The organism is Streptomyces sp. YIM S03343 (genome assembly GCF_054729195.1).
The window spans coordinates 837,903-860,126 of the sequence record NZ_JBPUKX010000001.1; the positions used below are offsets into that span (position 1 = coordinate 837,903).

The 22,224-nt window shown below is 71.7% G+C and carries 21 protein-coding genes and 1 pseudogene; 9 read left to right on the forward strand and 13 right to left on the reverse strand.

Translation table 11 applies throughout. From position 1 onward, the window contains the following. Window positions 1-277: 277 nt before the first annotated feature. The gene (locus ACSYGN_RS03640; RefSeq protein WP_460391736.1) at window positions 278-667 is read right to left on the reverse strand and encodes a toxin Doc; all 390 of its coding nucleotides are present in this window, start codon (window positions 665-667) and stop codon (window positions 278-280) included. A 3-nt stretch (window positions 668-670) separates the two neighbouring features. Further along, window positions 671-916, reverse strand: a complete 246-nt coding sequence (locus ACSYGN_RS03645) for a hypothetical protein (protein ID WP_460391738.1) — start codon at window positions 914-916, stop codon at window positions 671-673. Window positions 917-1,108: 192 nt separating this feature from the next. On the opposite strand from ACSYGN_RS03645, the gene ACSYGN_RS03650 reads away from it, so the two are divergent. Together ACSYGN_RS03650 and ACSYGN_RS03655 are read left to right on the forward strand one after the other, a co-directional pair. Continuing rightward, window positions 1,109-1,501 carry an SHOCT domain-containing protein gene (locus tag ACSYGN_RS03650; protein ID WP_460391740.1) on the forward strand — a complete coding sequence of 131 codons (393 nt, stop codon included), beginning with the start codon at window positions 1,109-1,111 and terminating at the stop codon, window positions 1,499-1,501. 454 nt (window positions 1,502-1,955) lie between these two features. Further along, entirely contained in the window at window positions 1,956-4,346 is a 2,391-nt protein-coding gene (locus ACSYGN_RS03655) for a SpoIIE family protein phosphatase (protein ID WP_460391742.1), read from the forward strand. Between the two features lie 89 nt (window positions 4,347-4,435). Here the strand turns inward: ACSYGN_RS03655 and ACSYGN_RS03660 are convergent, their stop codons facing one another. Beyond that, the gene (locus ACSYGN_RS03660; protein WP_460391744.1) at window positions 4,436-4,984 is read right to left on the reverse strand and encodes an RNA polymerase sigma factor; all 549 of its coding nucleotides are present in this window, start codon (window positions 4,982-4,984) and stop codon (window positions 4,436-4,438) included. A 125-nt stretch (window positions 4,985-5,109) separates the two neighbouring features. On the opposite strand from ACSYGN_RS03660, the gene ACSYGN_RS03665 reads away from it, so the two are divergent. Then, window positions 5,110-6,477 (forward strand): serine/threonine-protein kinase, encoded by a 1,368-nt coding sequence (locus ACSYGN_RS03665; protein ID WP_460391746.1) that lies wholly within the window; start codon window positions 5,110-5,112, stop codon window positions 6,475-6,477. A gap of 231 nt (window positions 6,478-6,708) precedes the next feature. Beyond that, the gene (locus ACSYGN_RS03670; protein WP_460391748.1) at window positions 6,709-7,431 is read left to right on the forward strand and encodes a DUF4232 domain-containing protein; all 723 of its coding nucleotides are present in this window, start codon (window positions 6,709-6,711) and stop codon (window positions 7,429-7,431) included. A 50-nt stretch (window positions 7,432-7,481) separates the two neighbouring features. Here the strand turns inward: ACSYGN_RS03670 and ACSYGN_RS03675 are convergent, their stop codons facing one another. Further along, entirely contained in the window at window positions 7,482-9,356 is a 1,875-nt protein-coding gene (locus ACSYGN_RS03675; protein ID WP_460391750.1) for a ricin-type beta-trefoil lectin domain protein, read from the reverse strand. 613 nt (window positions 9,357-9,969) lie between these two features. Continuing rightward, window positions 9,970-10,941, reverse strand: a complete 972-nt coding sequence (locus ACSYGN_RS03680) for an aldo/keto reductase (protein ID WP_460391752.1) — start codon at window positions 10,939-10,941, stop codon at window positions 9,970-9,972. 365 nt (window positions 10,942-11,306) lie between these two features. Between ACSYGN_RS03680 and ACSYGN_RS03685 the strand changes: the two genes are divergently transcribed. Further along, the gene (locus ACSYGN_RS03685; RefSeq protein WP_460403199.1) at window positions 11,307-12,131 is read left to right on the forward strand and encodes an endo alpha-1,4 polygalactosaminidase; all 825 of its coding nucleotides are present in this window, start codon (window positions 11,307-11,309) and stop codon (window positions 12,129-12,131) included. A 15-nt stretch (window positions 12,132-12,146) separates the two neighbouring features. Here the strand turns inward: ACSYGN_RS03685 and ACSYGN_RS03690 are convergent, their stop codons facing one another. The 3 genes from ACSYGN_RS03690 to ACSYGN_RS03700 are packed head-to-tail and all read right to left on the reverse strand — an operon-like array spanning window position 12,147 to window position 14,222. Continuing rightward, window positions 12,147-12,671 carry a flavoprotein gene (locus ACSYGN_RS03690; protein WP_460391754.1) on the reverse strand — a complete coding sequence of 175 codons (525 nt, stop codon included), beginning with the start codon at window positions 12,669-12,671 and terminating at the stop codon, window positions 12,147-12,149. A gap of 31 nt (window positions 12,672-12,702) precedes the next feature. Next, complete coding sequence (locus tag ACSYGN_RS03695; RefSeq protein ID WP_460391756.1) at window positions 12,703-12,912, reverse strand: ferredoxin; 210 nt, start codon at window positions 12,910-12,912, stop codon at window positions 12,703-12,705. Window positions 12,913-12,923: 11 nt separating this feature from the next. Then, entirely contained in the window at window positions 12,924-14,222 is a 1,299-nt protein-coding gene (locus ACSYGN_RS03700; RefSeq protein WP_460391758.1) for a cytochrome P450, read from the reverse strand. A 406-nt stretch (window positions 14,223-14,628) separates the two neighbouring features. Between ACSYGN_RS03700 and ACSYGN_RS03705 the strand changes: the two genes are divergently transcribed. From ACSYGN_RS03705 to ACSYGN_RS03720, 4 genes and pseudogenes are all read left to right on the forward strand, one after another. Further along, a complete protein-coding gene (locus tag ACSYGN_RS03705) occupies window positions 14,629-15,081 on the forward strand; it encodes a nitroreductase family deazaflavin-dependent oxidoreductase (protein ID WP_460391760.1) in 453 nt (150 codons plus the stop codon). A 209-nt stretch (window positions 15,082-15,290) separates the two neighbouring features. Next, window positions 15,291-15,399 (forward strand): annotated as a pseudogene (locus ACSYGN_RS03710) (glutathione S-transferase family protein); the annotation flags it as partial. 59 nt (window positions 15,400-15,458) lie between these two features. After that, window positions 15,459-15,779: a DUF4235 domain-containing protein gene (locus ACSYGN_RS03715; RefSeq protein ID WP_460391762.1), complete on the forward strand. Its 321-nt coding sequence runs from the start codon at window positions 15,459-15,461 to the stop codon at window positions 15,777-15,779. A gap of 743 nt (window positions 15,780-16,522) precedes the next feature. Continuing rightward, window positions 16,523-17,554 carry a 7-epi-alpha-eudesmol synthase gene (locus ACSYGN_RS03720; RefSeq protein ID WP_460391764.1) on the forward strand — a complete coding sequence of 344 codons (1,032 nt, stop codon included), beginning with the start codon at window positions 16,523-16,525 and terminating at the stop codon, window positions 17,552-17,554. Window positions 17,555-17,674: 120 nt separating this feature from the next. Here the strand turns inward: ACSYGN_RS03720 and ACSYGN_RS03725 are convergent, their stop codons facing one another. The 5 genes from ACSYGN_RS03725 to ACSYGN_RS03745 are packed head-to-tail and all read right to left on the reverse strand — an operon-like array spanning window position 17,675 to window position 22,058. After that, window positions 17,675-18,928: a cytochrome P450 gene (locus ACSYGN_RS03725; protein WP_460391766.1), complete on the reverse strand. Its 1,254-nt coding sequence runs from the start codon at window positions 18,926-18,928 to the stop codon at window positions 17,675-17,677. Beyond that, the gene (locus tag ACSYGN_RS03730; protein WP_460391768.1) at window positions 18,925-19,539 is read right to left on the reverse strand and encodes a GTP-binding protein; all 615 of its coding nucleotides are present in this window, start codon (window positions 19,537-19,539) and stop codon (window positions 18,925-18,927) included. Before ACSYGN_RS03730 ends, ACSYGN_RS03725 begins: the two co-directional genes overlap by 4 nt. Continuing rightward, window positions 19,520-19,891, reverse strand: coding sequence for a DUF742 domain-containing protein (locus ACSYGN_RS03735; protein ID WP_460391770.1), 372 nt, complete (start codon window positions 19,889-19,891; stop codon window positions 19,520-19,522). The genes ACSYGN_RS03730 and ACSYGN_RS03735 overlap by 20 nt, the downstream gene beginning before the upstream one ends. Further along, entirely contained in the window at window positions 19,888-20,298 is a 411-nt protein-coding gene (locus ACSYGN_RS03740) for a roadblock/LC7 domain-containing protein (RefSeq protein ID WP_360962141.1), read from the reverse strand. Before ACSYGN_RS03740 ends, ACSYGN_RS03735 begins: the two co-directional genes overlap by 4 nt. Window positions 20,299-20,303: 5 nt before the next feature. Then, window positions 20,304-22,058, reverse strand: coding sequence for an ATP-binding protein (locus ACSYGN_RS03745; RefSeq protein ID WP_460391772.1), 1,755 nt, complete (start codon window positions 22,056-22,058; stop codon window positions 20,304-20,306). Window positions 22,059-22,224: the final 166 nt, after the last annotated feature.

Sequence of the window (22,224 nt, forward strand, 5' to 3'; positions counted from 1 at the left end):
GGAACGCCCGGTTCGGGTGACCGGACGACGCCGTCGCGCCGGTTTCCGGCATTCTCCGGAGCGCTTCGTCCGGTCGTGCGCCCCGTGTGAATCGGGCACCCCTGCCGGGGCGGCTCGCACGCTCCCGGCCCGCCCGGCGAACGTAGTCCCATGGGACCGGCCCTCTCGGAGGCCCCGCGCAGGAACGGCGGCTCTCCCGCGCGAAACGGCCGCCGGCCCAGCTCCTCCCGCCCTCGGCCGGCGGCCCGGGAGCCTGATGCACAGGGGCCGGTCGGCCTCAGATCTGCCAGGAACGCAGCCGGTCGGCCGCGCCGTAGACGTCCGCCTTGCCGGACATCAGATCGCGGGCCAGGTCGACGATCGCGCCGTAGGGAGGGTCGATGCCCGCGCCGCTGACGAACATGTACGCCACGGCGGTCGCGCAGGCGAAACGGGCGTTGGCGGAGGGCAGCGGCTTGAGGAGGGCGAGGGTGTGCAGCAGGGCGGCGGCCCGCCAGGCGGGGTCGGAGTCGACACCGAGCCGGGGCGGGTCGACACGGTGCCGGGCCACGGCGGCGACCAGCGCGGAGAAGTCGTTGATCGTGGGCTGCTCCGGCATGACTTCCTCATGGCGCTGGAGCAGCCAGGGCACATCGATGTGGATCACGGGGTGGGAGGCCGGTGACATCGTTCAGGCGGTCCGCTCCACACCCGCGGCGGGTGCCTCGTCGTCGGGGAAGGCGGCGGCGAACTCGTCGGCGTGGGCGGCGAAGAAGCGCCGGAACGCCTCCGCTCCCTCCTGCAGCGCCCGGTGCCGCGCGATGTCGGCCGCGGCCGCCTCACGCACGAGGGCCTTCATCGACGTACCGCGTTCTTTGGCGATCTGCCGCAGATCCTCCAGCTCGCGGTCACTGAACTCCACGTTGAGGGCTGGCATGCGTCAACGGTACAGCCCGGGTACTCACGCGTAAATACCCGCAGGTCAGCAGGTGCACCTGACGGTACCTCGGGCGGCGCGGGGCTTTCGCGCGCGGGCGGGTGTCACCCTCCCCGGGTGAGGACGCGGCCCTGCCGGACGTGGAATCTCGGGGGTGGGACTTCTGGGACTTCTCGGAAAGCGGAGGCAACCATGAACTACCCACTCCTCAACGCCTTCTTGACCATGCTGTGGTTCTTCCTGTGGGTCATGTGGTTCGTACTGCTGTTCCGCGTCTTCGGTGATCTGTTCCGGGACGACAGTGTGAGCGGCTGGGGCAAGGCCGGCTGGACGATCTTCGTGATCGCGCTGCCGTTCGTGGGCGTCTTCGTCTATCTGGTCGCCCGGGGACGGGGTATGGGGGAGCGCGACTTGCGGCAGGCACAGCAGCAGGAGAAGGCGTTCCGGGCGTACGTCCAGGAGACGGCGGGCACCCAGCCGAGCGAGGCGGAGGCCCTGGCCAAGCTGGCGGGGCTGCACGATCACGGAGACATCACAGACGCGGAGTACGCCCAGGCGAAGGCAAAGGTCCTGGCATCGCACTGACGGCTGGGGCCGCCGGGACTGGCCGGGTCGCCGGGCCGACCGGGGTCGCCGGGACTTGCCAGGGTTGCCGGGGTTGCCGGGCTGGCCGGTGCTGCCGGCGGCCGTGGGTGGGTCGCGCTGCCCGGCGCTGACGGGGTGCCGCCCGCGCCCACCCGTGCCTCCCCCAAGCTCTTCGAGCAGGGGGGACCCCCGCAGCGGCACGACTGCCCGCGGCTGGCGGGGAGCCATGCAGCGAACGCAGGCTGCACCCCCCAGGGGCGCGGGGAACTGCGCGAGAGACCACGACGCACCCGCAGCCGAAGAACCGGCGCCAGCCACCCCAAGGGGCGCGGGGAACTGCGCGACAAGCCACGACGTACCCGCGGACGAAACCCGGCCCCAGTCCCACAGGGTTACTCTGGGACACAAGTGGAACGTACCCGCTCACGCTGAGTGTCCGCTGGGGAGTGGCGAGATGACCTCGGTCTACCCGTTCGACGACGCGGCCACCGCCAGGGCCGTCATCGGCGCGGACGGCACCCTGGTCGAATGGAACGACGGAGCCCGCCGCCTCCTGGGCCATGAGCCGGCCGAGGTCCTGGGCCGCCCGGCGACGGAACTGCTCGCCGAGGGCACCGCCCTGCCCATGCCGGCCGGCCCCCGCTGGGACGGCGTCCTCCCCCTCCGCCACCGGGACGGCCGTACCGTCGGCGTGTGGCTGCTCGCCCACTACCGCCCCGCCCCCGAGGGCACCGGCGGCCCCGGCGGATGGCTGATCGTCACCCCCCTCGGCGCGCCCGGCCCCGCCGTGTACGGCCCGCTCACCACGGCGGGACTCACGCAGTCGCCCTGCGCCATCGCCCTCTACGACGAGACGCTGCGGCTGCACAGGATCAACGACGCCATGTCCGCCCTGCTCCGCCTCCCCGAGGAGCGGATCCGCGGGCTGCGGCCCTCCGAGATCGGCGGCAAGCCGGAGAGCGAGGACATGGAGCGGCGTCTGCTGCGCGTGCTGACCAGCGGCGTCCCGGAGGACGTACGGTCGTTCATGCGGACCGGCAACGAGAACCGCGCGCACGCCTGGCTGGTCCGGATCTCCCCGGTGACCGACGGCGGCGGCCGGGTGCGTGGCGTGTGCGCGGCCATCCATGACTTCACGGACAACTTCCTGGCCCGCCAGCGCCTCCAGATCGTCAACGAGGCCAGCGTCCGCATCGGCACCACCCTCGACGTCACCCGGACGGCACAGGAGCTCGCGGACGTCTGTGTGCCCGCGTTCGCGGACTTCGTGAGCGTCGATCTGCTCGACCCGCTGGAGTACGGCGGCGAGCCCCCGGTCCGGGTCACCGCGCCGGTCCGGCTGCGCCGCGCCGCGCACCGCTCCCGCCGTTTCCACGCCCCGGAGGCCCTGGTGGGGCCGGGCGAGTTCCTGACGTACCCGCCCGGTTCCCCGCAGGCGGACTCCCTGACCGCGGGCCGCACCATCACCACGTCGGCCCCGGCGGGCGATCCGGGCAAGTGGCTGGCCTGGGACGCGCGGCGCGGCGATCAGGTCAGACAGTTCGGCATCCACGCGCTGATGTCGGTGCCGATCCAGGCGCGCGGTCTCACGCTCGGGGTCGCGGTGCTCAGCCGGCACCGCCGCGCGGACCCCTTCACCCCGGACGACGTACTGCTCGCCGAGGAGATCACCGCGCGCGCGGCCGTCTGCATCGACAACGCCCGCCGCTACTCCCGCGAGCGGGAGACCGCCCTCGCCCTCCAGCGCAGTCTGCTGCCCCGCACCCTGCCGCACACGGAGGCGCTGGAGGCGGCGTCCCGCTATCTGCCCGCGGCGCGCGCCGGGGTGGGCGGCGACTGGTTCGATGTGATCCCGCTGTCCGGGCTGCGGGTCGCGATGGTGGTCGGCGACGTGGTGGGGCACGGGGTGCAGGCGTCGGCGACGATGGGCAGACTGCGCACCGCGGTCCGTACCCTCGCCGACATCGGTCTGGCGCCCGACGAACTGCTGACCCATCTCGACGATCTGGTGGTCCGGCTGTCCGCGGAGACCGGCGGCGACACCGCCACCGGCGAGGTCGGCGCGACGTGTCTGTACGCGGTCTACGACCCGGTGTCGCGGCGCTGTGTCATGGCCCGCGCCGGGCATCTGCCGCCGGTGATGGTCCGGCCGGGTGCCGCTCCCGAGCTGGTCGACCTGCCCGCCGGGCCCCCGCTGGGTCTGGGCGGGCTGCCCTTCGAGTCCGCCGAGCTGGAGCTGCCCGAGGGCACCCTGCTCTCGCTCTACACCGACGGTCTGCTGGAGGCACGGGAGCGGGACTTCGACGCCAGCCGTGAGCTGCTGTGCGCGGCGCTCGCCCGGGACTCCGGTTCCTCCGGTTCCCTGGACGAGACCTGCGACCGCGTGCTGCGCGCCCTGCTCCCCTCGGGCGGCGTCGCGGACGACGTGGCGCTGCTGCTCGCCCGCACCCGGGGCCTGCCCGCCGCGCAGGTGGCGACCTGGGACATACCGGCCGATCCGTCGCTGGTCGCGCCGATCCGCAAGCAGGTCGTGGCGCAGCTCGACGCGTGGCGGCTGACCGAGGCCTCGTTCACCACCGAGCTGGTGGTCGGCGAGCTGGTCACCAACGCCATCCGGTACGGCTCCCACCCGATCCGGCTGCGGCTGATCCATGGCGCGGCGACGCTGACCTGCGAGGTGTCCGACGCCAGTCACACGGCGCCGCATCTGCGCCGCGCCAAGACCTGGGACGAGGGCGGGCGCGGGCTGCTGCTGGTCGCCCAGCTCACCGAGCGCTGGGGCAGCCGCTACACCCCCGAGGGCAAGACCATCTGGGCCGAACTGGATCTGCTGGACCTCGAATGATCCCGCGGCCGCCCGGCAGTCCGCGGCCCGGCGGCGTACGGCCCCTCGGTGCATGACCCTCAGTGCGCGGCCCCACAGTGCGCGGCCCGTCAGTGCACGGACAGCCAGGGCCTGATCAGTCGGCGGGCCTCGTGCAGCCGGGACTTGAGCGTGCCGAGCGGGATACCGGCCCGTTCGGCGGCCTCGGCGTACTCCAGCTGGCAGATGTCGCGGTAGACCAGCGGGGCCACCAGCTGGGGATGCTCGCGTTCCAGCCGGTCCAGCGCCTCCAGCAGATCGACGCGGGAGCCCGCGATGACACTGGTGGTGCGCGGGTCGGCGTACCGGGACGGCTCGATCGCGGCGGGCTGCTCGACTGCGCGCCGCTTCAGCTCGCGGTACTTCTGCCGGGCGCAGTTGGCGACCACGGTGTAGAGCCAGGTGGTGAAGAGGCTGCGGCCCTCGAACGTGGTGATCTTCCGGGCCACTTGGAGCAGCACGTCCTGCGCGGCCTCCTCGGCGTCCTCGCGGCAGGGCAGGAACCGTCCGCAGCGCCGCAGGACCTCGGGCCGTATCTCCGTCAGCAGCCGCTCCAGCGCGGCCGGGTCGCCCGCGGCGGCGTACCGGGCGAGGTCTTCGGTCGGCGCGGGGTCGGGCACAGGAGGTCCCCTTCGGGCTCGTCGGAGGGCGGTCGGACTCGGTCGTACGCGGTCGGCGGCGGCCGGAGGCCACGGCAGCGGGCCGGCTGCGGTCGGAGTCGATCTCGGGCAGGCATGATAGTCGCATGCAGCCTCCGGAGCGGATCGGCCGTTACCGTCTCGAACGCCCGCTGGGCAGCGGAGCCTTCGGCACGGTGTGGCTGGCGCACGACGAGGTGCTGGACGCGCCGGTGGCGGTGAAGGTGCTCGCCGACAACTGGTCGCACCGTCTCGACATCCGCGAGCGCTTCCTCTCCGAGGCCCGGCTGCTGCGCAAGGCGGGCTCGAACCGGGTGGCGCAGGTCTACGACATCGGTGAACTGCCCGACGGCAGGCCGTACTTCGTGATGGAGTACGCCGACGCGGGCACCCTCGCCGACCGGCTCGCCGCGGGCCCGCTGCCGGTCGACCAGGCGCTGCGGCTGACCGCGCTGGCGGCCCGCTCGGCGCAGGCGCTGCACGAGGCGGGGATCGTGCACCGGGACATCAAGCCGGGCAACGTCCTGCTGCGCACCTCGCCCGACGGCACCCGGCGGCTGCTGCTCGCCGATCTGGGCCTTGCCAAGAGCCTGGCGCAGGCGTCTGGGCTGACCCTGGCCGCCGGTTCGGAGGGCTACCGGCCCCCGGAGCAGGCCGAGCCGGGCGCGGGCATCGACGCGCGCGCCGATGTGTACAGTCTGGGCGCGCTGGGCTACGCCCTGGTCACCGGCGCGGTGCCGGGCGCGCCGGGCAAGGTGGTGCGGCCGTCCCGGCTGCGTCCGGAGCTGGGCGCCCAAGCCGAGCGGGCGCTGCTGCGGGCGCTGGAGCCGGACCGGGAGCGCCGCTGGCCCTCGGCCGCGGACCTCGCGGCGGAGCTGGAGCGGACGGACACCCGGCCGGGTCCCGGACCGCGCAGACGGCCACGCCCCTGGGTCCTCGCGGTGGCCGCGGGGATCGCGGCGGTGACGGCGGCCGCGGTGACGGTGACCCTGCTGAGCCTGTCGTCCGGGCCCGGTGAGGTGCCCATCGCGGACCGTACCGGGCGGGTCACGGCCGAGGTGCCCGCAGGGTGGGGGCGGCAGCTGCGGGACTCGGGCTGGGACCCCGGCGCGCTGGGCCTGGGGGCGGGGCACGAACCGGGGTTCGCGGTCGCCGACGACCTGGCGAGGTGGCCGGATCTGACGCGGGGTGTGAACGGTGTCTTCGTCGGCCTCAGCGAGCACGGCGCCGTCACACCGCGGGTGGCCGGGCTCACACACACCGGCTGCCGCTACGACGGCAGCCGCGCCTGGGCGGGCGGCGGCTGGCACGGCCGGATCCGCGCCTGGAGCGGCTGCCCGGACGGCGGCTCGGTCACGGAGACCGCGCTGACCCCGTCGGACGGGGCGGCCCAGCCGCAGCTGTACGTACAGATCCGGCAGCACGGCGGCCGAGACGCGACCGAACGCATACTCGGTTCCCTGCGGATCACCTGACCTGTGACCGGCTGCCGACCTGCCACCACTGACCCACCACTGACCCACCACGGACCCGCCAATGACCCTCCGCTGGCCGCCACTGACGTGCCACCAACCTGCGGCAAAAAGAAATTCACGCGATTCGCGAACCTTTTCCGCCTTCCGCGCATCGGAAACTCATGAACGGCGCACAGGGCGCCGGGCACAGAACCGCACCACGCACGCGGTGAACTCCCAGGAGTGTGAATGATGGCGTACACGTCCCAGTCCTCGTACCGGGCGGCGGCGCTGCTCGCGGGCACGGTCGCCGTGCTGGGTCTGCTGACCGCCTGCGGCAACGGCAGCAACTCGGCGGGCGGTCCGTCCACGGTGTCCGGCACGGCCGGGCCCGCCACCGAGAGCACCGGTGCACCGTCGTCGGACGGCACGAACGGCGGTTCCTCACAGTCGTCGTCCACGGCGGCGAAGGCGTCGTCGGGCACATCCGTGTCCTCCGCGTCGAAATCGTCCGGCTCGACGCATTCGTCGGGCACCGGCACGGGCATCTCGACCAGCACCCGCTGCCACACCTCCGAGCTCAGGGCGAGCGTCGGACGCAACGACCCGGGGGCCGGGCAGGAGAACTTCCCGGTCGTGCTCACCAACGCCTCGGGCCGCACCTGCACGGTGCGCGGCTATCCGGGCGCCGCGTTCACGGACGCGTCCGGCACGCAGCTCGGGCCCGACCCCGAGCGGTCCTCCGGCACGCCCGTCACCGTCACCCTGAAGCCCGGCCAGAGTGCCTGGTCGGGGCTGAGCTTCTCCAACCCTGAGGTCAGCGGCGCCGCCTCGGCGACACCCGCCAAGCTGATCGTCACCCCGCCGGACGAGCGCGACCCGCTGAAGGTGGCGTGGACGGGCGGGCCGGTGCCGGTCTCGGGCAACTCCTCGTCCGTGTTCCTGAGCGTCTTCCACCCCGGCACCGCCCCCTGACCCCGTAGGCCGTCGCACCGGCCGGCGGCGGTGGCGGTGGCGGTAGTGCGTCAGCGCGTCGTACGGACGGCTCCCCCGCCGCCTCCGCCGCCGCCCCTGCCGCCGTGGCCGGTTCCTGCGTCGCCGCCGCAGAAGGAGCCAGCGTCCGGGCAGGAAGCGGTGCCCGGACCGGCCGACGCGGCGGTCGCCGTCAGTTGCGGGGCCGCGCTGGTCGCGGGGGCCGGGGCGGCGGCCGAGCGGGTCCTCGTCGTCCCGGACGCCGGGGGCGCGGGGGTGACGGAGGGCGCCGGGGTGCTGTCGGCGTCCCAGTTGACCGCCTCCATCTGGAGGTCCGGATCGGAGGTGTCGATCACCCAGCGCTGGCTGGCGGCGTCGGCACGGGTCTTCAGGACGAGGGCACCCGCGTCGTCGGTGGCGGCCGGGGTCATCGCCAGGTCCTGGTTCCAGCGCGGCACCAGGACACCGGGGAGCGTGAAGTCGTAGCGCACGTTCTTGTCCGCCGTGTCCGTGCAGGACTCCAGCCGTACGGAGTAGGCGAGATGGGAGTCCAGACAGAGTCCGGGGTCGGCGCCGCTGCGCAGCAGTCCGTCGCTCTCGTACGACCACTGCTGGGTCGCGGCGGCGGAGCAGTCGGCGAGCTCCGCCTCGGCGCCCTTGAGGGCCTTGCCGCCGGTGACGGCGACGCACAGCCCGGACGCGACGTTGTGCAGCCGCCCGCGCAGGGCGCCCTTGGAGGTCTGCCCGGAGCCGATCCAGGAGGGCTTCGAGGACGGCTTCGCCGCCTTGCCCGCCGTACCGGAGGCGTCGGTGGAACCGTCGGCGGAGCCGAGCACGCTCCACAGCACGATCGGGAGGACGACCAGAGAACTCACGGCCGCCACGGCCAGCGCGAGATTGCGGCGGCGCGCGCGCCGGGCGGCCCGGTGGGCGGTGCGCCGGGAGGGAGGACGGGGCACCGGGACGAGTGCGTGCGCCGGGGCGGGCACCGGCCCGGGCGCGGCCTGCACGAAGGGCTCGCCGCCTGCGAGGACGGACTCCGCGGACGGAGGCGTCGCCTCGGCCGGGGCCGCCCCCTCACGGGCGGTGTGCAGCCGGGCCTCGCAATAGGCGCGCCCGCCCCAGCCGAGCACCGCCTCGGCGAGGGCCACTCCGAGCAGACCGTCGTTGAACTGGCTCAACTGCGCGGCGGTTTCACGGCACTGGGTGCAGCGGGCCAGATGCTCGGCGAGATCCGGGTCGACGGCGACGGCGCCGCGCCGGTAGGTCACGTCCAGCATCCGGGTGTAGCTGCGGCACTCCTGCTCGGGGGCGAGTTCGCGGTGCACCTGAAGGCATTCGTCGCGCAACCGCTCGCGGGAGCGCCCGAGTTCGGCGCGGGCGGTGTCCTCGGAGAGCCCGAGCAGCGCGGCCGGTACGGCGAGGGGTTCGGCCTCGACCTCGCCGTGCCAGAGCAGGGCGCGGGCGGGCTGCGGCAGCCGCTGGAACGCCCTGGACAGCATGCGCCGTTCGGGTGGCGGCAGCAGCCTGGCCGCGAGGCGTTCGGCGACGCCGGTGCGCAGTTCGGGGTGCAGCAGTTCCCGGCGTCCGTCGGTGTCCCACTCGGCGGCCACCCGGCGCACGGTGACCAGCAGATGGGGCCGCCAGCCGGACGTCGGCCCGGCCTGGCGGATCGACTCGCCGAAGATACGGGTGAACGCGGCGGTGGTGAGCATCCCTGCGGCACGCGGGCCGTCGGTGCACAGCCGCGCATAGGCGAAGGCCGCTTCCCAGTGCCGGTCGAGGAGCTCACCGACGGGATGCAGCGCGGGTGCCGATCCCGTCCAGTTCTTCAGTTCGACACTCAGCTGTTCGTCCGTCACATCGAACACGGGGGCCGACACAAAGGGGGTCGGACCGACGCGGCCCGACCCGGGGGAATTCGGCATGCGTGCGTCTCTCACGGCTGCAATCCTCCAGACGCAACACGGGAATTAGTACATACTTTTGGGAAGACGGCCAGGTCAGGGCATGACCGGGCCCACCCGCTCAGGATTCGGCATTTCGAACGACCACCCTGGGAAGCCTTTTTGAACCGTGGGGACGCACGAAGCTGCCTCGTGCGCGCAGTTGGGGGAAATCTTTGCCACCGCACGCCGACAGGGCACACCTTCGCACAGCCCAGCACACCCGAACAAGTGATCCTTACGGTTTTTCGCCGAGTCGGAGGGGGCGAAGCATATTGACGAAGCGTCAATATGCTTCATCCAAGTTGCCCTCTTGCGGGACGTAATTCGCACCGGCTTTTCGACTCGCTCCCCCGGCGACGGACCCGGAACCCTCGCACAACCTGCACAGTGTCTCCCCCGACCGCCCCGCCGCGCCTACGGGCGGATGTCCGGTGGCCGTGACCCGGCGCCCCGTCCGGAAACCGATCAGCGGTGCGCACGGGTCCTGTAGCGGGCCCCCGCGGTGCGGAGTCCGCAGCACAAGGGTTCGCGTCGAGGGCCCGTCAGAAGATCTGTCAGAAGATCTGTCAGAAGATCTGCCAGAAGGGGTCTGTCAGGAGTGGCCGACGATCGCGTGCGGTGTGTACGGCTGGTCCAGCTCGGCCAACTCGTCGTCGCTCAGCGTGAGTTCCACGGCCGCCGCGGCGTCCTCGATGTGTCCTGGCCTGGACGCGCCGACGATGGGGGCCGCCACGGTGTTCTGGTGGAGCAGCCAGGCCAGGGCGACCTGGGCGCGCGGCACCCCGCGAGCGCCGGCGACACGGGTGACGGCCTCGACGATCGCGCGGTCGCTCTCCAGATACAGGCGGCTGCCGTAGGCGTCGTTGGCGCTGCGCTCGGTGACGGTGTCCCAGTCCCGGGTGAGCCGTCCGCGGGCCAGCGGGCTCCAGGGCAGCACCCCGACGCCCTGGTCGGCGCAGAGCGGCAGCATCTCGCGCTCCTCCTCGCGGTAGAGGAGGTTGTAGTGGTTCTGCATGGCGACGAACCTGGTCCAGCCGTGCCGCTCGGCCGTGTACTGGGCCTTGGAGAACTCCCACGCGAACATCGAACTCGCCCCGATGTAGCGCACCTTGCCAGCCTTGACCAGGTCGTGCAGCGCCTCCATCGTCTCCTCGACCGGTGTGACATGGCCGTAGCGGTGGATCTGGTAGAGGTCCACGTAGTCGGTGCCGAGACGGCGCAGACTGTGGTCGATCTCCGCCATGATCGCCTTGCGGGACAGCCCCGCGCCGTTGGGTCCCGGCCGGGTGCGGCCGTGCACCTTGGTGGCCAGCACGATCTCGTCGCGGCGGGCGAAGTCCCTCAGGGCCCGGCCGACGATCTCCTCGCTGGTGCCGTCGGAGTAGACGTTCGCGGTGTCGAAGAAGTTGACGCCCGCCTCCAGCGCCTGCCGGATCAACGGGCGGGACGCCTCGTCGTCGAGCGTCCACTCGTGCACGCCGCGGCCGGGAAGGCCGTAGGTCATACAGCCCAGACAGATCCGCGACACGTCGAGGCCCGTCGAACCGAGCTTCACGTACTGCATCGTTGCTGCTCCTGCCTTCGGGGTGGCCATCAGATGACTGCCGGGTGACGACCGCGGTGGTCGACGGGGTCGCCGCCCGTGGGGAGCGTACGATGCCGTGACCCACTCGACTCGGCACACCCCGCGCCGACTTGACTGAGCGTGTTCGCCGACGCTTTGATCCTCTGCGTACCGGTCGTACCCCTGACGGATGGAGCGTGACCGTGCCCGTCAAGGGTGGAGCAGGTACGCGGGGTCCGCGCCGGACGGCCGCCCTCGCCGTGTTCGCGGCGACCGCGGCGCTGACGCTGGCCGCCTGCGGAGGCGGCGGCAAGGACGCTTCGGCCGGTCCGAAGGCGACGCGTTCAGGTGCCGGCACGTCCGCCGTGGGCACGCCGACCTCCAAGCCGCCGAAGGCGGACAGCTCGCCCAGTGCGAGCGCGCACAGGCCCAGCCGGTCGGCCACCGCATCGGCGACCGCCTCGTCCGCCGCGCCCACGGGCGTACGCCTGCCCCCGAAGCACGCCGGGTTCGACTACCAGATCGGCGGCGCCTACACCCCGCCCGCCGGGGTCCGTATCGTCTCCCGCGACCGCTCGTCCTCCCCTGCGCCCGGGCTCTACAACATCTGCTACGTCAACGCCTTCCAGGCACAGCCCGAGGAACGCGCGTCCTGGCCCGCCGATCTGCTGCTGCGCGACGCGGACGGCGACGTCGTCATCGACGAGGACTGGAACGAGCCGCTGCTCGACATCCGCACCCCCGCCAAGCGGGCCCGGGTCGCCGAACGCGTGAACCACTGGATCGACGGCTGCGCGGCCAAGGGCTTCGACGCGATCGAGCCCGACAACTACGACAGCTACACCCGCTCCCAGGATCTGCTCACCGCCGACGACGCCACCGCGTTCATCACCCTGCTCTCCCGCCACGCGCACTCCCGTCGTCTGGCCATCGGGCAGAAGAACACCTCCGAACTGGCCGGGCAGCGCAGGAGGGCCGGTCTGGACTTCGCGGTGGCGGAGGAGTGCGGCGAGTACGACGAGTGCGGGGTCTACGCCAAGGCGTTCGACGACCGGGTCCTGGTGATCGAGTACACGGACTCGGGGCTGAGCAAGGCGCTGAAGAGCTACGGGAACCGGCTGAGCATCGTCCGGCGGGACGTCGACGTCAGCACACCGGGCAGCGGGGAATATGTGCGCAAGGTGAGGTGAGGCCGCCGCCTCCCCTCAGCCCAGCTCCAGCAGATCCAGCGCGTGCTCCCACTCGAACTCCGGCCACCGGCCGTCCTCCCCCGGCTCACCGCCGTACGGCTCGCCGAAGCGGACGCCCATCTCGCGCAGCCGTCGCAGACTGCTCCCGTAGGCGGGATGGGCGGCCAGGGCCTCGCCCACGCAGGGCAGCACGGCGATCGGGACGTCCAGGCCGTACGCCTCGCACAGGGTGCCCAGCGCCAGGGTGTCGGAGATGCCCGCCGCCCACTTGTTGATCGTGTTGAAGGTGGCGGGCGCCACGACCACGGCGTCCGGCGGCGGGAAGGGCCGCGGGTCGGCCGGGGTGCGCCAGGCGGAGCGGATGGGACGGCCGGTCTGCGCCGTCACGGCATCGGTGTCGAAGAAGCCGTTCATGGCGGCCGGGGTCGCGATGACCCCGACCTCCCAGCCCCGCTCCCGGGCCGCGCCGATCAGCTTGCCGACACCGGAGGCGACCCCCGCGGCACACACGACGACGTACAGGAAAGGCTGTTCGCTCACCCGGGCACCCTACTGGACCGCTCAACCGCGCTCAGCCGCCCGGACCGGTGACCGTGATGGCGCCCACCGGGCAGGCGCGGGCGGCCTCCCGGACCATCGGGTCTCCGGCGCCGTCCTCGCGGCCCGGCAGCAGGGCACTGTAGCCGTCGTCGTCCTGGGTGAAGACCCCCGGCGCGGCCAGGGCGCACTGGCCCGCGCCGATGCACAGGCCCGTGTCGATGTCGATGTGCTGTGTGTGCATGGCGGGGCCTCTCACCAGGTCACGGGGAGTTCCAGCATCCCCTGGACGGTGTCGCCGGGTTTGAAGGGGATCTCGTCGGCCGGTGCCGCGAGACGCAGCCCGGGCAGCCGCCCGAGCAGCTCGCCGAGGGCGATCTCCAGCTCGGCCCGGGCCAGGTTCTGGCCGAGGCACTGGTGGATGCCGAAGCCGAAGGCCACGTGATGGCGGGCCGGACGGTGCCAGTCGAGGGTGTCGGGCTCGGGGTAGACGGACTCGTCGCGGTTGATGACGGAGGTCGCGAAGAGCACTCCGTCGCCGGTGCGGATCGTGCTGCCCTCGACATCGATGTCGTCGACGGCCATGCGCTGGATCCCCTCCGCGATGGACAGCATCCGCATCAGTTCCTCGACGGCGGCGGGCAGCAGCGCGGGGTCGGCGCGCAGTTCGGCGAGGCGCTCGGGGTGCCGGAGCAGGGTGAAGGTGCCGAGCGAGATCATGTTGGCGGTGGTCTCGTGTCCGGCGACCAGCAGGACGATGCCCAGCGCGATGAGGTCCGCGCGCTCCGGGGTGCCGTCCCGCCGCTGCCGGGCGACCAGGTCGTCCAGGATGCCGTCGCCCGGCTCGCGCCGCTTGCGGTCGATCAGCTCGCCCAGATACGCCTCCAGCCGGTCGCGGGCGTCCAGGGTGTCGGCGGGCTCGGGACCGCGCAGCAGCCGGCGGGACTGCGCCTCGAAGAACTCGTGGTCGGCGTAGGGGACACCGAGCAGGGAGCAGATCACCATGGACGGGACCGGCAGCGCGAAGGCGCTCACCAGCTCGGCGGGCGGCCCCTGGGCGATCATCGTGTCGAGGCGTTCGCCGACGATCTCCCGGATGTGCGGCCGCAGTCCGGTGGCGCGGCGCACGGTGAACTCGGGGATCATCATGCGCCGCTGGGCCCGGTGCTCCGGGCCGTCGAGGCCCAGCAGGGCGGGCCTGCGGTGCCGTACGGCGGCGAAGCGGGGCGTGGGGGCCGGGAAGCCGGAGCGGGTGCGGTCGCTGGACAGCCGGGGGTCGGCGAGCAGTTGCCGGGCGGCGGTGTGGCCGGTGACCAGCCAGACCTCGCGGCCGTCGAAGAGGGTGACGCGGGCCAGCGGACGTTCGGCACGCAGCGGCTCGTAGGCGGTGGGCGGGTGGTAGGGGCAGGAACGGCTCTGTGGGAAGGCGACAGCCGGGCGGGCGGCGTCCGCGGCTCCGCCGGGACGGCCGGGTGAGGCGAATGCGGTGGGCTCGGTGGGGGTGGTGGGCTCGGTGGGGGTGGTCGGTTCCGTCGGTGTCATCGATTCCGTCATGGGCAGACCTCGAGACCTCGCAGCCGATGGGCGTGCTTCGTACCGATCGTTCGATCTTTCTCACTCATTAGATGCCTGGGGCATCTACTCTGCGACGGGAAGTTCGGCCAGATCGGTGAAGCGCGGCTTCTGGCCGAAGCCCGTGCGGCGCCCCGGCGGGCGGCGGGCCGTGCTCCGAGGCCGGGCGGAGGTGCCCGCCCGGACGGTCCGCCGCACCTGGATCCGCCGTGGCCGGACGGGTCCGCCGCCCCGGATCCGCCGTGGCCGGTCCGGCCCCCCCGCCCCCGCCTGCGGCTGTCCGACGGGCCGTGTCCCCGAAGGGGTGAGTGTGATGGATGACGCGGGCATGTCCCGGTGTTGAATCAAGGTGCAGTGAGCTGTGTAACCGACGATTGGGACTGACGCCATGCCTCTCGAAGGTGAGTACGAACCAAGCCCCGCCCAGTGGGTGCGGGATCAGGTGGAGCTGTACGAGAGCTCCGGTGGCACCAAGGGGACGACCCTGATGGACACGGGGCTTCCCGTGATCCTGCTGACGACGCGGGGTGCGCAGAGCGGCAAGATCCGCAAGACCCCACTGATGCGGGTGGAGCACGGCGGGCGGTACGCCGTGGTCGCCTCCAAGGGCGGCGCCCCCGAGCACCCGGTGTGGTACTTCAACGTCAAGGCGGACCCGCGTGTCGAGCTCCAGGACGGCCCGGCGAAGCAGGACATGAGGGCCCGGGAGCTGACCGGGGCCGAGAAGGCCGAGTGGTGGGAGCGGGCGGTGACCGCGTACCCGCCGTACGCCGACTACCAGAAGAAGACCTCGCGGGAGATCCCGGTGTTCGTGCTCGAACCGGCTGCGGGCAACGGGTGAAGTCCGCAGGTCACAGGCCGGTAGGCGGCCTTCCGTTCGGCCGCTGGGGTTCCGCTTCGCGGTCCGGAGGAAAAATCTCGGCGCAGGACGCATAAATCCATCCGGCACCGGGCAACCGTGCGTCAGGCCCCGCCGCGTTCCCCCGTCGCGGCGGGGCTCTTCTGTGCCTCCCCGGCGGACCGGTCGGTCACGTCCGGGACGATCTCGGCTACCAGACGTCCGGTTTCGGTGACACCGTAGGACTTCGATCACATCACACGGCTCTGTCACCAGGTGCACAGCCGCATCGACCCGACCCGGGTCGTGCCCCTGGCTCCGCACCGCCCGTGACTCGCCCCGACCGCCGCTGCGTCCGGCGCCGTACGAAGGAGGCCGCCATGGCCAGACCCAAGAAGAAGCAGCTCCTCCTCGTCTACCGTCCCATCGGCATGGCGCTCGGCTGGACGGGCGGTGCGCTGGCCGGGCTCGCGTTCCGCAGAACGCTCCATGCGATCCGGCATGACGACGAGGTGCCGGACGCGCTCGACCGCGACCGCGGCTGGGGGGAGATCCTGCTGGCGGCGGCGCTCCAGGGCGCGATCTTCGCGGTGGTGCAGAGCGCGGTGAACCGCTCCGGGGCGAAGGCGATCTCACGGTCGACCGGGGCGTGGCCCGTGAAGGAGCCGTCCGCGAAGAAGGACTCCGGCGACGCGGCCTGAATCCCCCGCCCGCGTCTGAGTCCGGACCTCTCATCCGGCCACCCACGGTCCCTATTCGGCCGCCGACCCGCCGGGCCCTCCCTGAACCCTCCCTCAGCCCTGCGTCGGCTCTCAGGCCCTCCTTGAGCCCTCCGTCGGCCCGACCCTGCCCTCCCTGAGCCCTCGGTTGGCCCTCCCTCGGCTTCTCCCTGCCCTCCCGGCCCTCCCTCGGCTTCTCCCTGCCCTCCCGGCCCTCCCCCGGCCCCTTCGGCCCTCCTTCGGCCAGGCGGGCACGGTGCCGGACAGGTTGCAGCAGTGGTCTGCCGGATCGGCGAGCCGCGCTCCTCGGACGGCCCGGGCGCATCACTCGTCTCCAGGGCCGCCCGCCGAGCGCGACCACCTGTGCTCCGCCTTGTCCAGGTCGTCCAACAGGTCCTCGACCAGGAAAGCGAGTCGGGCCCGGTCCCGCCCCCTCGGTTCACTTCGCCCGACGGGCGATCTCCCTTGGCGGGTACGCCTGTTGCGTATCGACACTCACGGCGCTCATGAGGGGACAGGGAGTGTACTCGGCCCAAGTGGCTTGAACAGTAACCCAGATCACGGCCAGGTCACGGTGTAGATCATTTAGGCTCTGGGCAGGCTCGTACCGCTTCTCGGCTCAACTTCCGGAACTCGAAGCAGTTTTCGAGCCCGCGGACGGCCGAAGGAAGCCGTCCGCTCGCAGGGCCGGGGGACTCTGCGCTCCGTCTCCCGAAAGGAAGCTCATGCCACAGGACGTCCGGTTCGACCTACCCTTCGACACACCCGTCAGCGAGCACCTGGAGTATGCACGCGCCCGTCATCTGCGCTGGATCTGGGACATGGGGCTGGTGCGCAGCCTGGCCGGGTTCGAGGAGTACAAGACCTGGGACCTTCCGCAGGCGGCAGCCCGCACCTACCCGTACGCCTCGGCGGACGACATGGTCGTGCTGATGAACTGGTTCTCGCTGGCGTTCCTCTTCGACGACCAGTTCGACGCAAATCAGCCCGACCGCGCCGAGCTCATAGCCGACGTGGCGCGCGAGTTGATAGTGACCCCGCTGCGCCCGGCCGGCACCCGGCCGCGCGTGGTGTGCCCGATCACCCTGGCCTGGACCGAGGTCTGGGAACATCTTTCCACTGGCATGAGCCTGACATGGCAGACGCGGTTCGCCGCCTCCTGGGGCCGTTTCCTCGTCGCGCACTGCGAGGAGGTGGACCTGGCCGCGCGGGGGCTCGCAGGGACGCTGGGCCTCGACGAGTACGCCGCCTTCCGCCGCCGTACGGTCGGCATCCACCACAGCATCGACGCCGGTGAGCGCAGCCGCGGCTTCGAGGTGCCGTCCGCGGTGATGGGGCATCCGCTGATGGAGCGGATGCGTGATCTGGCCGCCGACACCATCGGGTTCATGAACGACATCCACTCGTTCGAGCGGGAGCGGCGGCGCGGCGACGGCCACAATCTGATCTGCGTGCTGTACCGGGAACGGGAGTACAGCTGGCAGGAGGCCGCGGAGGAGGCGTACAAGATGACGTCCGCCTGCCTCGACGAGTACCTCGAACTCGAGTCGCGCATCCCGCGGATGTGCGACGAGCTGGGCCTGGACGAGCAGGAGCGGACCCGGGTGCGGATGGGCGTGGAGGCCATCCAGCACTGGATCAACGGCAATTACGAGTGGGCGCTGACCACCGGCCGCTACGCGGCGGCCAAGGAAGGCCCGACGGCCAACGCCGAACTCGCCGGCAAGGGCTCGGTGGACGACCTGCTGGCCGTCTGACCCTCCTGAACCTCCTTGTGGAACAAGGCCGCTGTCCGAATGCGGCGGACAGCGGCCTTGTGGCACAAGCGGGTTGTACGAGCCGGTCCCCGAGGGCACGGGACACGGCTCGCGATCGGATCAGACGGGGAACTCCACGGGCAATCGGTCCAGCCGGGACTCCCAGGTGGACGCCGTGGAGGTGAGCTCCTCCGGCGGCACCGCGAGCCTGAGCCCGGGCAACCGGTGCAGCAGCACGTCGACGGCGACCTCGATGATGCCCAGCCCGAGGTTCTGGCCGGGGCATTCGTGCGGCCCCGAACTGAACGCCAGATGCGACTGGTTGCCCTGCACGGACACACCCGTGTCGGGCCGCACCTCGGGGTCGCGGTTGCCCGGGTTGAGGCCGAGGACGAGCAGGTCGCCCTCCTTGACGTGGTGGCCGCCGAGCTCCAGGTCCGAGGTGGCGAACCGGCCCGGCAGCACGGCCAGCGGCGGCGAGTCCCACATCACCTGTTCGATGACTCCGGTGATGTCGAGCTCGCCGCTGATCAGGCCGGACAGCCGGGACGCGTCGGTGAGGACCAACTGGAGCACCCGTGCCAGCAGGTTGCTGGTGGTGGTGTGCCCGGTGATCAGCACCAGACGCAGATGGCTGACGATCTCGTCCTCGTCCAGTCCCGCACCGTGCTTGATGATGCCGCTGGTGAAGTCGGCACCGGGCTCGGCGCGCTTGCGCTCGGCGAGCCGCGCGAGGATCTCCATGATGCGCTTGTCGTGCAGCACGGCGTCCTCACCGCCCTTGAGGACCTGGGCGCTGGACTCCGCCAGCTCCCGCCCCTCGGCCTCGGCGAGACCGAGGACCCTGGTGATGACGAGCATCGGCAGATACTCGGCGTAATCCATCACCAGATCGGCCTGCCCGGTCTCCGCGAACGCGTCGATCTGCTTGTTCGCGAAGTGCGTGGCATGCCGGCGGATGCCCCGGCCCGCGGCGGCCAGCAGGTTGTCGGTGACCGCGCCGCGCAGCCTGCGGTGCGGCTCGCCGTCCTGCGAGACACAGTCCGGCCGCCAGCCGAGCATGGGAATGAGGGGCGACGTCTCCTCGATGTGCCCCTCACGCCAGTCCCGCCAGATCCGCGCGTCCCGGGTGAACTGCCGCGGATTGTCCAGCACTCGCCGGTTCTCCCGGTAGCCGAGCACCAGCCAGGCCGGTATGTCGCCCTCCAGCAGGACCGGGGCCACCGGTCCGTGCTCCCCGCGCAGCAGCTCGTACATCCCGACGGGGTCGGTCGCCACCTCGGGCCCGAACAGCCTGCGCGGGCCCTCCCCATGGGCGAACGGGCAGCCGCCCGAGCCCCCGGAGCCGGGATCGTTTAAGGGCTGGGCGTTCATCGGGTCTCCAGAGCGACGGGTGCGACGGTGGAGCGTTCCTTCAGATGCCGGATCAGTGCGATCAGCACATCACGGCTGGAATTCCGGTCGCGGGCGTCGCACTCCACGACCGGTGTGTGGGGGGAGATGTCCAGGGCGTCCCGGATCTCGTCGACCGGGTGTTCCCTGGAGTCGGGGAACTTGTTGAGGGCGATGACGAACGGCACATCCAGCCGCTCCATCTCCTCTATCGCACGGAAGCTGGAGGCCAGCCGCCGTGTGTCGACCAGCACGATCGCCCCCAGCGCGCCCTTGAACAAGCCGTTCCACAGAAACCAGAACCGCTCCTGGCCGGGCGTGCCGAACAGATAGAGGATCAGGTCGTCACTGATGGCGATCTTACCGAAGTCCAGGCTGACGGTGGTCTCCGTCTTGTCGGCGACACCGATCAGATGATCGACGTCGGCGCTGGCCTGGGTGAGGGTCTCCTCGGTGGTGAGCGGCTTGATGTCGCTGACCGAGCGGACCATGGTGGTCTTCCCGGTACCGAAGCCGCCGGCGATCATCACCTTCACCGAGCGGGTGCTTCCGGCGCCCGGCCTGCCGGATTGGTCAAAGCCGTTGAAGTCCACTGAGTACCTCCTCAAGGAGCGCGAGGTCGGGCCCGCGCCCGGCGTCGTGCGCCGGGATGGGGTCACGGGCTTCGACACGGCCTGCCTCCAGCAGATCCGCCAGCAGCACCGCGAGAATGTTGAAGGGCAGCCCGAGATGGGCGCCCAGCTCGGCCACCGCCAGCGGATCGCGGCAGCGCCGGAGGATCTCCTCGTGCTCGTGCTGCATCCCGGGGACCGGGGCGTTACGGGAGACGATCAGAGTTGCCACGTCGAGACTCGAGGCCGAGCCGCCCGGCCCGCTACGTCCTCCGGTGAGGACGTAGTAGCGCTCGAGACCGGACGGATCGTGGGGCCGGCGGGAAGCACTCATCCAGAGTGCTCCTCCAGGCGGGGGGTGGTACCCAACAGCTCGCCCATTCTGCGGGCCAGGTCCCTCATCTGATGACCCAGCAGGCCCTGGTCGAGACCCTCGCGGGCGAGGACACCCAGATACGTCTCGACCCCCGCCCGTACGACGAAGAGGTGACCGCCGTCGACCTCGATCATCGCAAGCCGCAACTGCCCCGCATACTTGGGGAACTGCTCGGCGACCGGCTGGGCCAGGGCCTGGAGCCCGGCCACCACGGCCGCGAAGCGGTCCACATCGTCGGGGTCCTCGGCGCCGAAGGCGGTGATGGCCTTGCCGTCGCTGGAGGCCACGAGGGCGAAACGGATCTCCGGGATGCTCTCCACCAGATCACGGAGCGCCCAGCTCACGTCGGTTCCCTGTTGAGTCATGTGAACTAGTCGCTCTCTTCCGTGCGGGGCTCGGTGGACTGGCGTCCGGCGGACGGCTCGTGGTCGTCCGCCGGCGGGTCCGCCTCGGTGAACTCGCGTCCGGCCGTGGCGAATGCGGCCAGACCGGCGAAGGACGCGTCCGGCGGAATGGCGGAGACCGTCGTCTCCTCGCCGCGTACGGGGCGTCCGGCGGGACGCTCCGGTTCGGACCCCCGCCTGCTGCGCCGCCGGGGCAGCCCGCCCGGCGTGGTGTCCACGGCGTCGGCCGGAGCGGCGGGCGGCGCCATGGTCACCGACTCACGGACCCCGGTGAACACCGGAAGGTCGGCGAACGGGTCGTCGACCGGCTCGGCCGGTTCCACCGGTGCGGCGGACGGGGTGGCCGTCGTGGTCAGCGGGCTGAAGTACTTGTGCGGTACGACGACGACCACGGAGGTGCCCAGCCACGGGGAGTCCGCGAAGGTGACGCGGATGCCGTAGCGGCGGGCGAGCATGCCCACGACCCGCAGGCCGATGCTGGCGTCCTCGGAGATACCGCCGAGACCGGCGCCCGCGGCGCCGCCCGCCAGGGACTGCTCCGCCTCGCGCTTCTTCTCCTCGCTCAGACCCTTGCCGGAGTCCTGGATCTCGATGCCGATGCCGTTCGGGACCTCCTTGCCGGACACGACGACCGGCTCGGTGGGCGGCGAGTATCGGGCAGCGTTGTCAAGGAGATGCGCGAAGATCAGCGTGAGGTGGTCCACGAGACCGCCGTCGACACCGAGTTCGGGCAGATGCCGCACCTCGACACGGTGGAAGTCCTTGATCCGGCCGATGCCGCCGCGGACCACACTGAGCAGCCGCTGCGGCTCCTGCCACTGGCGGCCGGGCCGGTCGGAACCACCGAGCACACCGATGCTCGCGGCCAGCGAGTCGGCGGGGCCGAGCTCCTGGTCCAGCTCCATCAGACCGCGCGCGACAGCGGGCAGCCGTCCGTGCTCGCCCTGCATCTCATGCAGCCGGCCACGCAGCTTGCTGGTCAGCACATGGATACGGTTGCCGATGCTGATCACGGCCTGCTCGGCGGAGGTCGAGCGGTCGATCTCCTCCTCGATGCCCATCAGGGCGGTGCGCAGCAGCCGGCGCAGCTCGGCGTGCAGGTCCGCGCCGACGCCCTCGCCGCGCTCCATCAGCGGCAGCACGTCGTCGATGGAGTCGCCGTCCCGCAGCCGTTCGAGGGCAGCCGGAAGCTGCTCGTTGGCCAGCCGGGTGACCGCGGCCCGCTGCACAGCAAGCTGCTGCTGGGCAGCCTGCGCCAGCTCGGTGATCTTGGTCTCGTACGAGGCCGTACGCTCCGTCTGCTGGGTGTCGGAGACGGTGCTCAGCTCGGCGAGCCGGGCCTCGTACTCCTTGACCCGCTCGGCGAGCTGGGTCTCGTAGGCACGGGCCTGATCGGCGAGCTGGGTCTCATGGGCGGACCGTTCGGCGGCGAACTTCCGCTCCAGGCCGCCGACATGGTTCTGCCATTGCTGGGAGTGCTCGGCCTGCGAGGAGCGGAAGCCCTCCTCGGCGCCACGCAGCTGTTTCTGCGAGCGGACCAGCAGCCGTACGCACACGGAGGAGGCCGCCGTCGCGGCCGCCCCGGCGACGCCGGCGGCTATGTGCTCGGAGCTCATGAAAGTGGCGGCAACCGTTCCGCCCCCTAAGGCCAATGGCATCAGCCACCAGCTGTACCAGGCGACAGGGGCCCGCGCCGCCGGCGGCGGAGTGGCGAGTTCCATCTGCATCCTTCGAAAGCAACACGATCGAACAGTGAGTGTTCCGGGTTTCCGCACTCATGGGTGCACACCGCGAGCGGGCCCCTCTGGGGGGCACATCAACTTGCGGTACCGGAGGGGAGCTTATCGGGTCTTGAGGCAAAAGGATCAACCGCAGGGGGTGACGGAA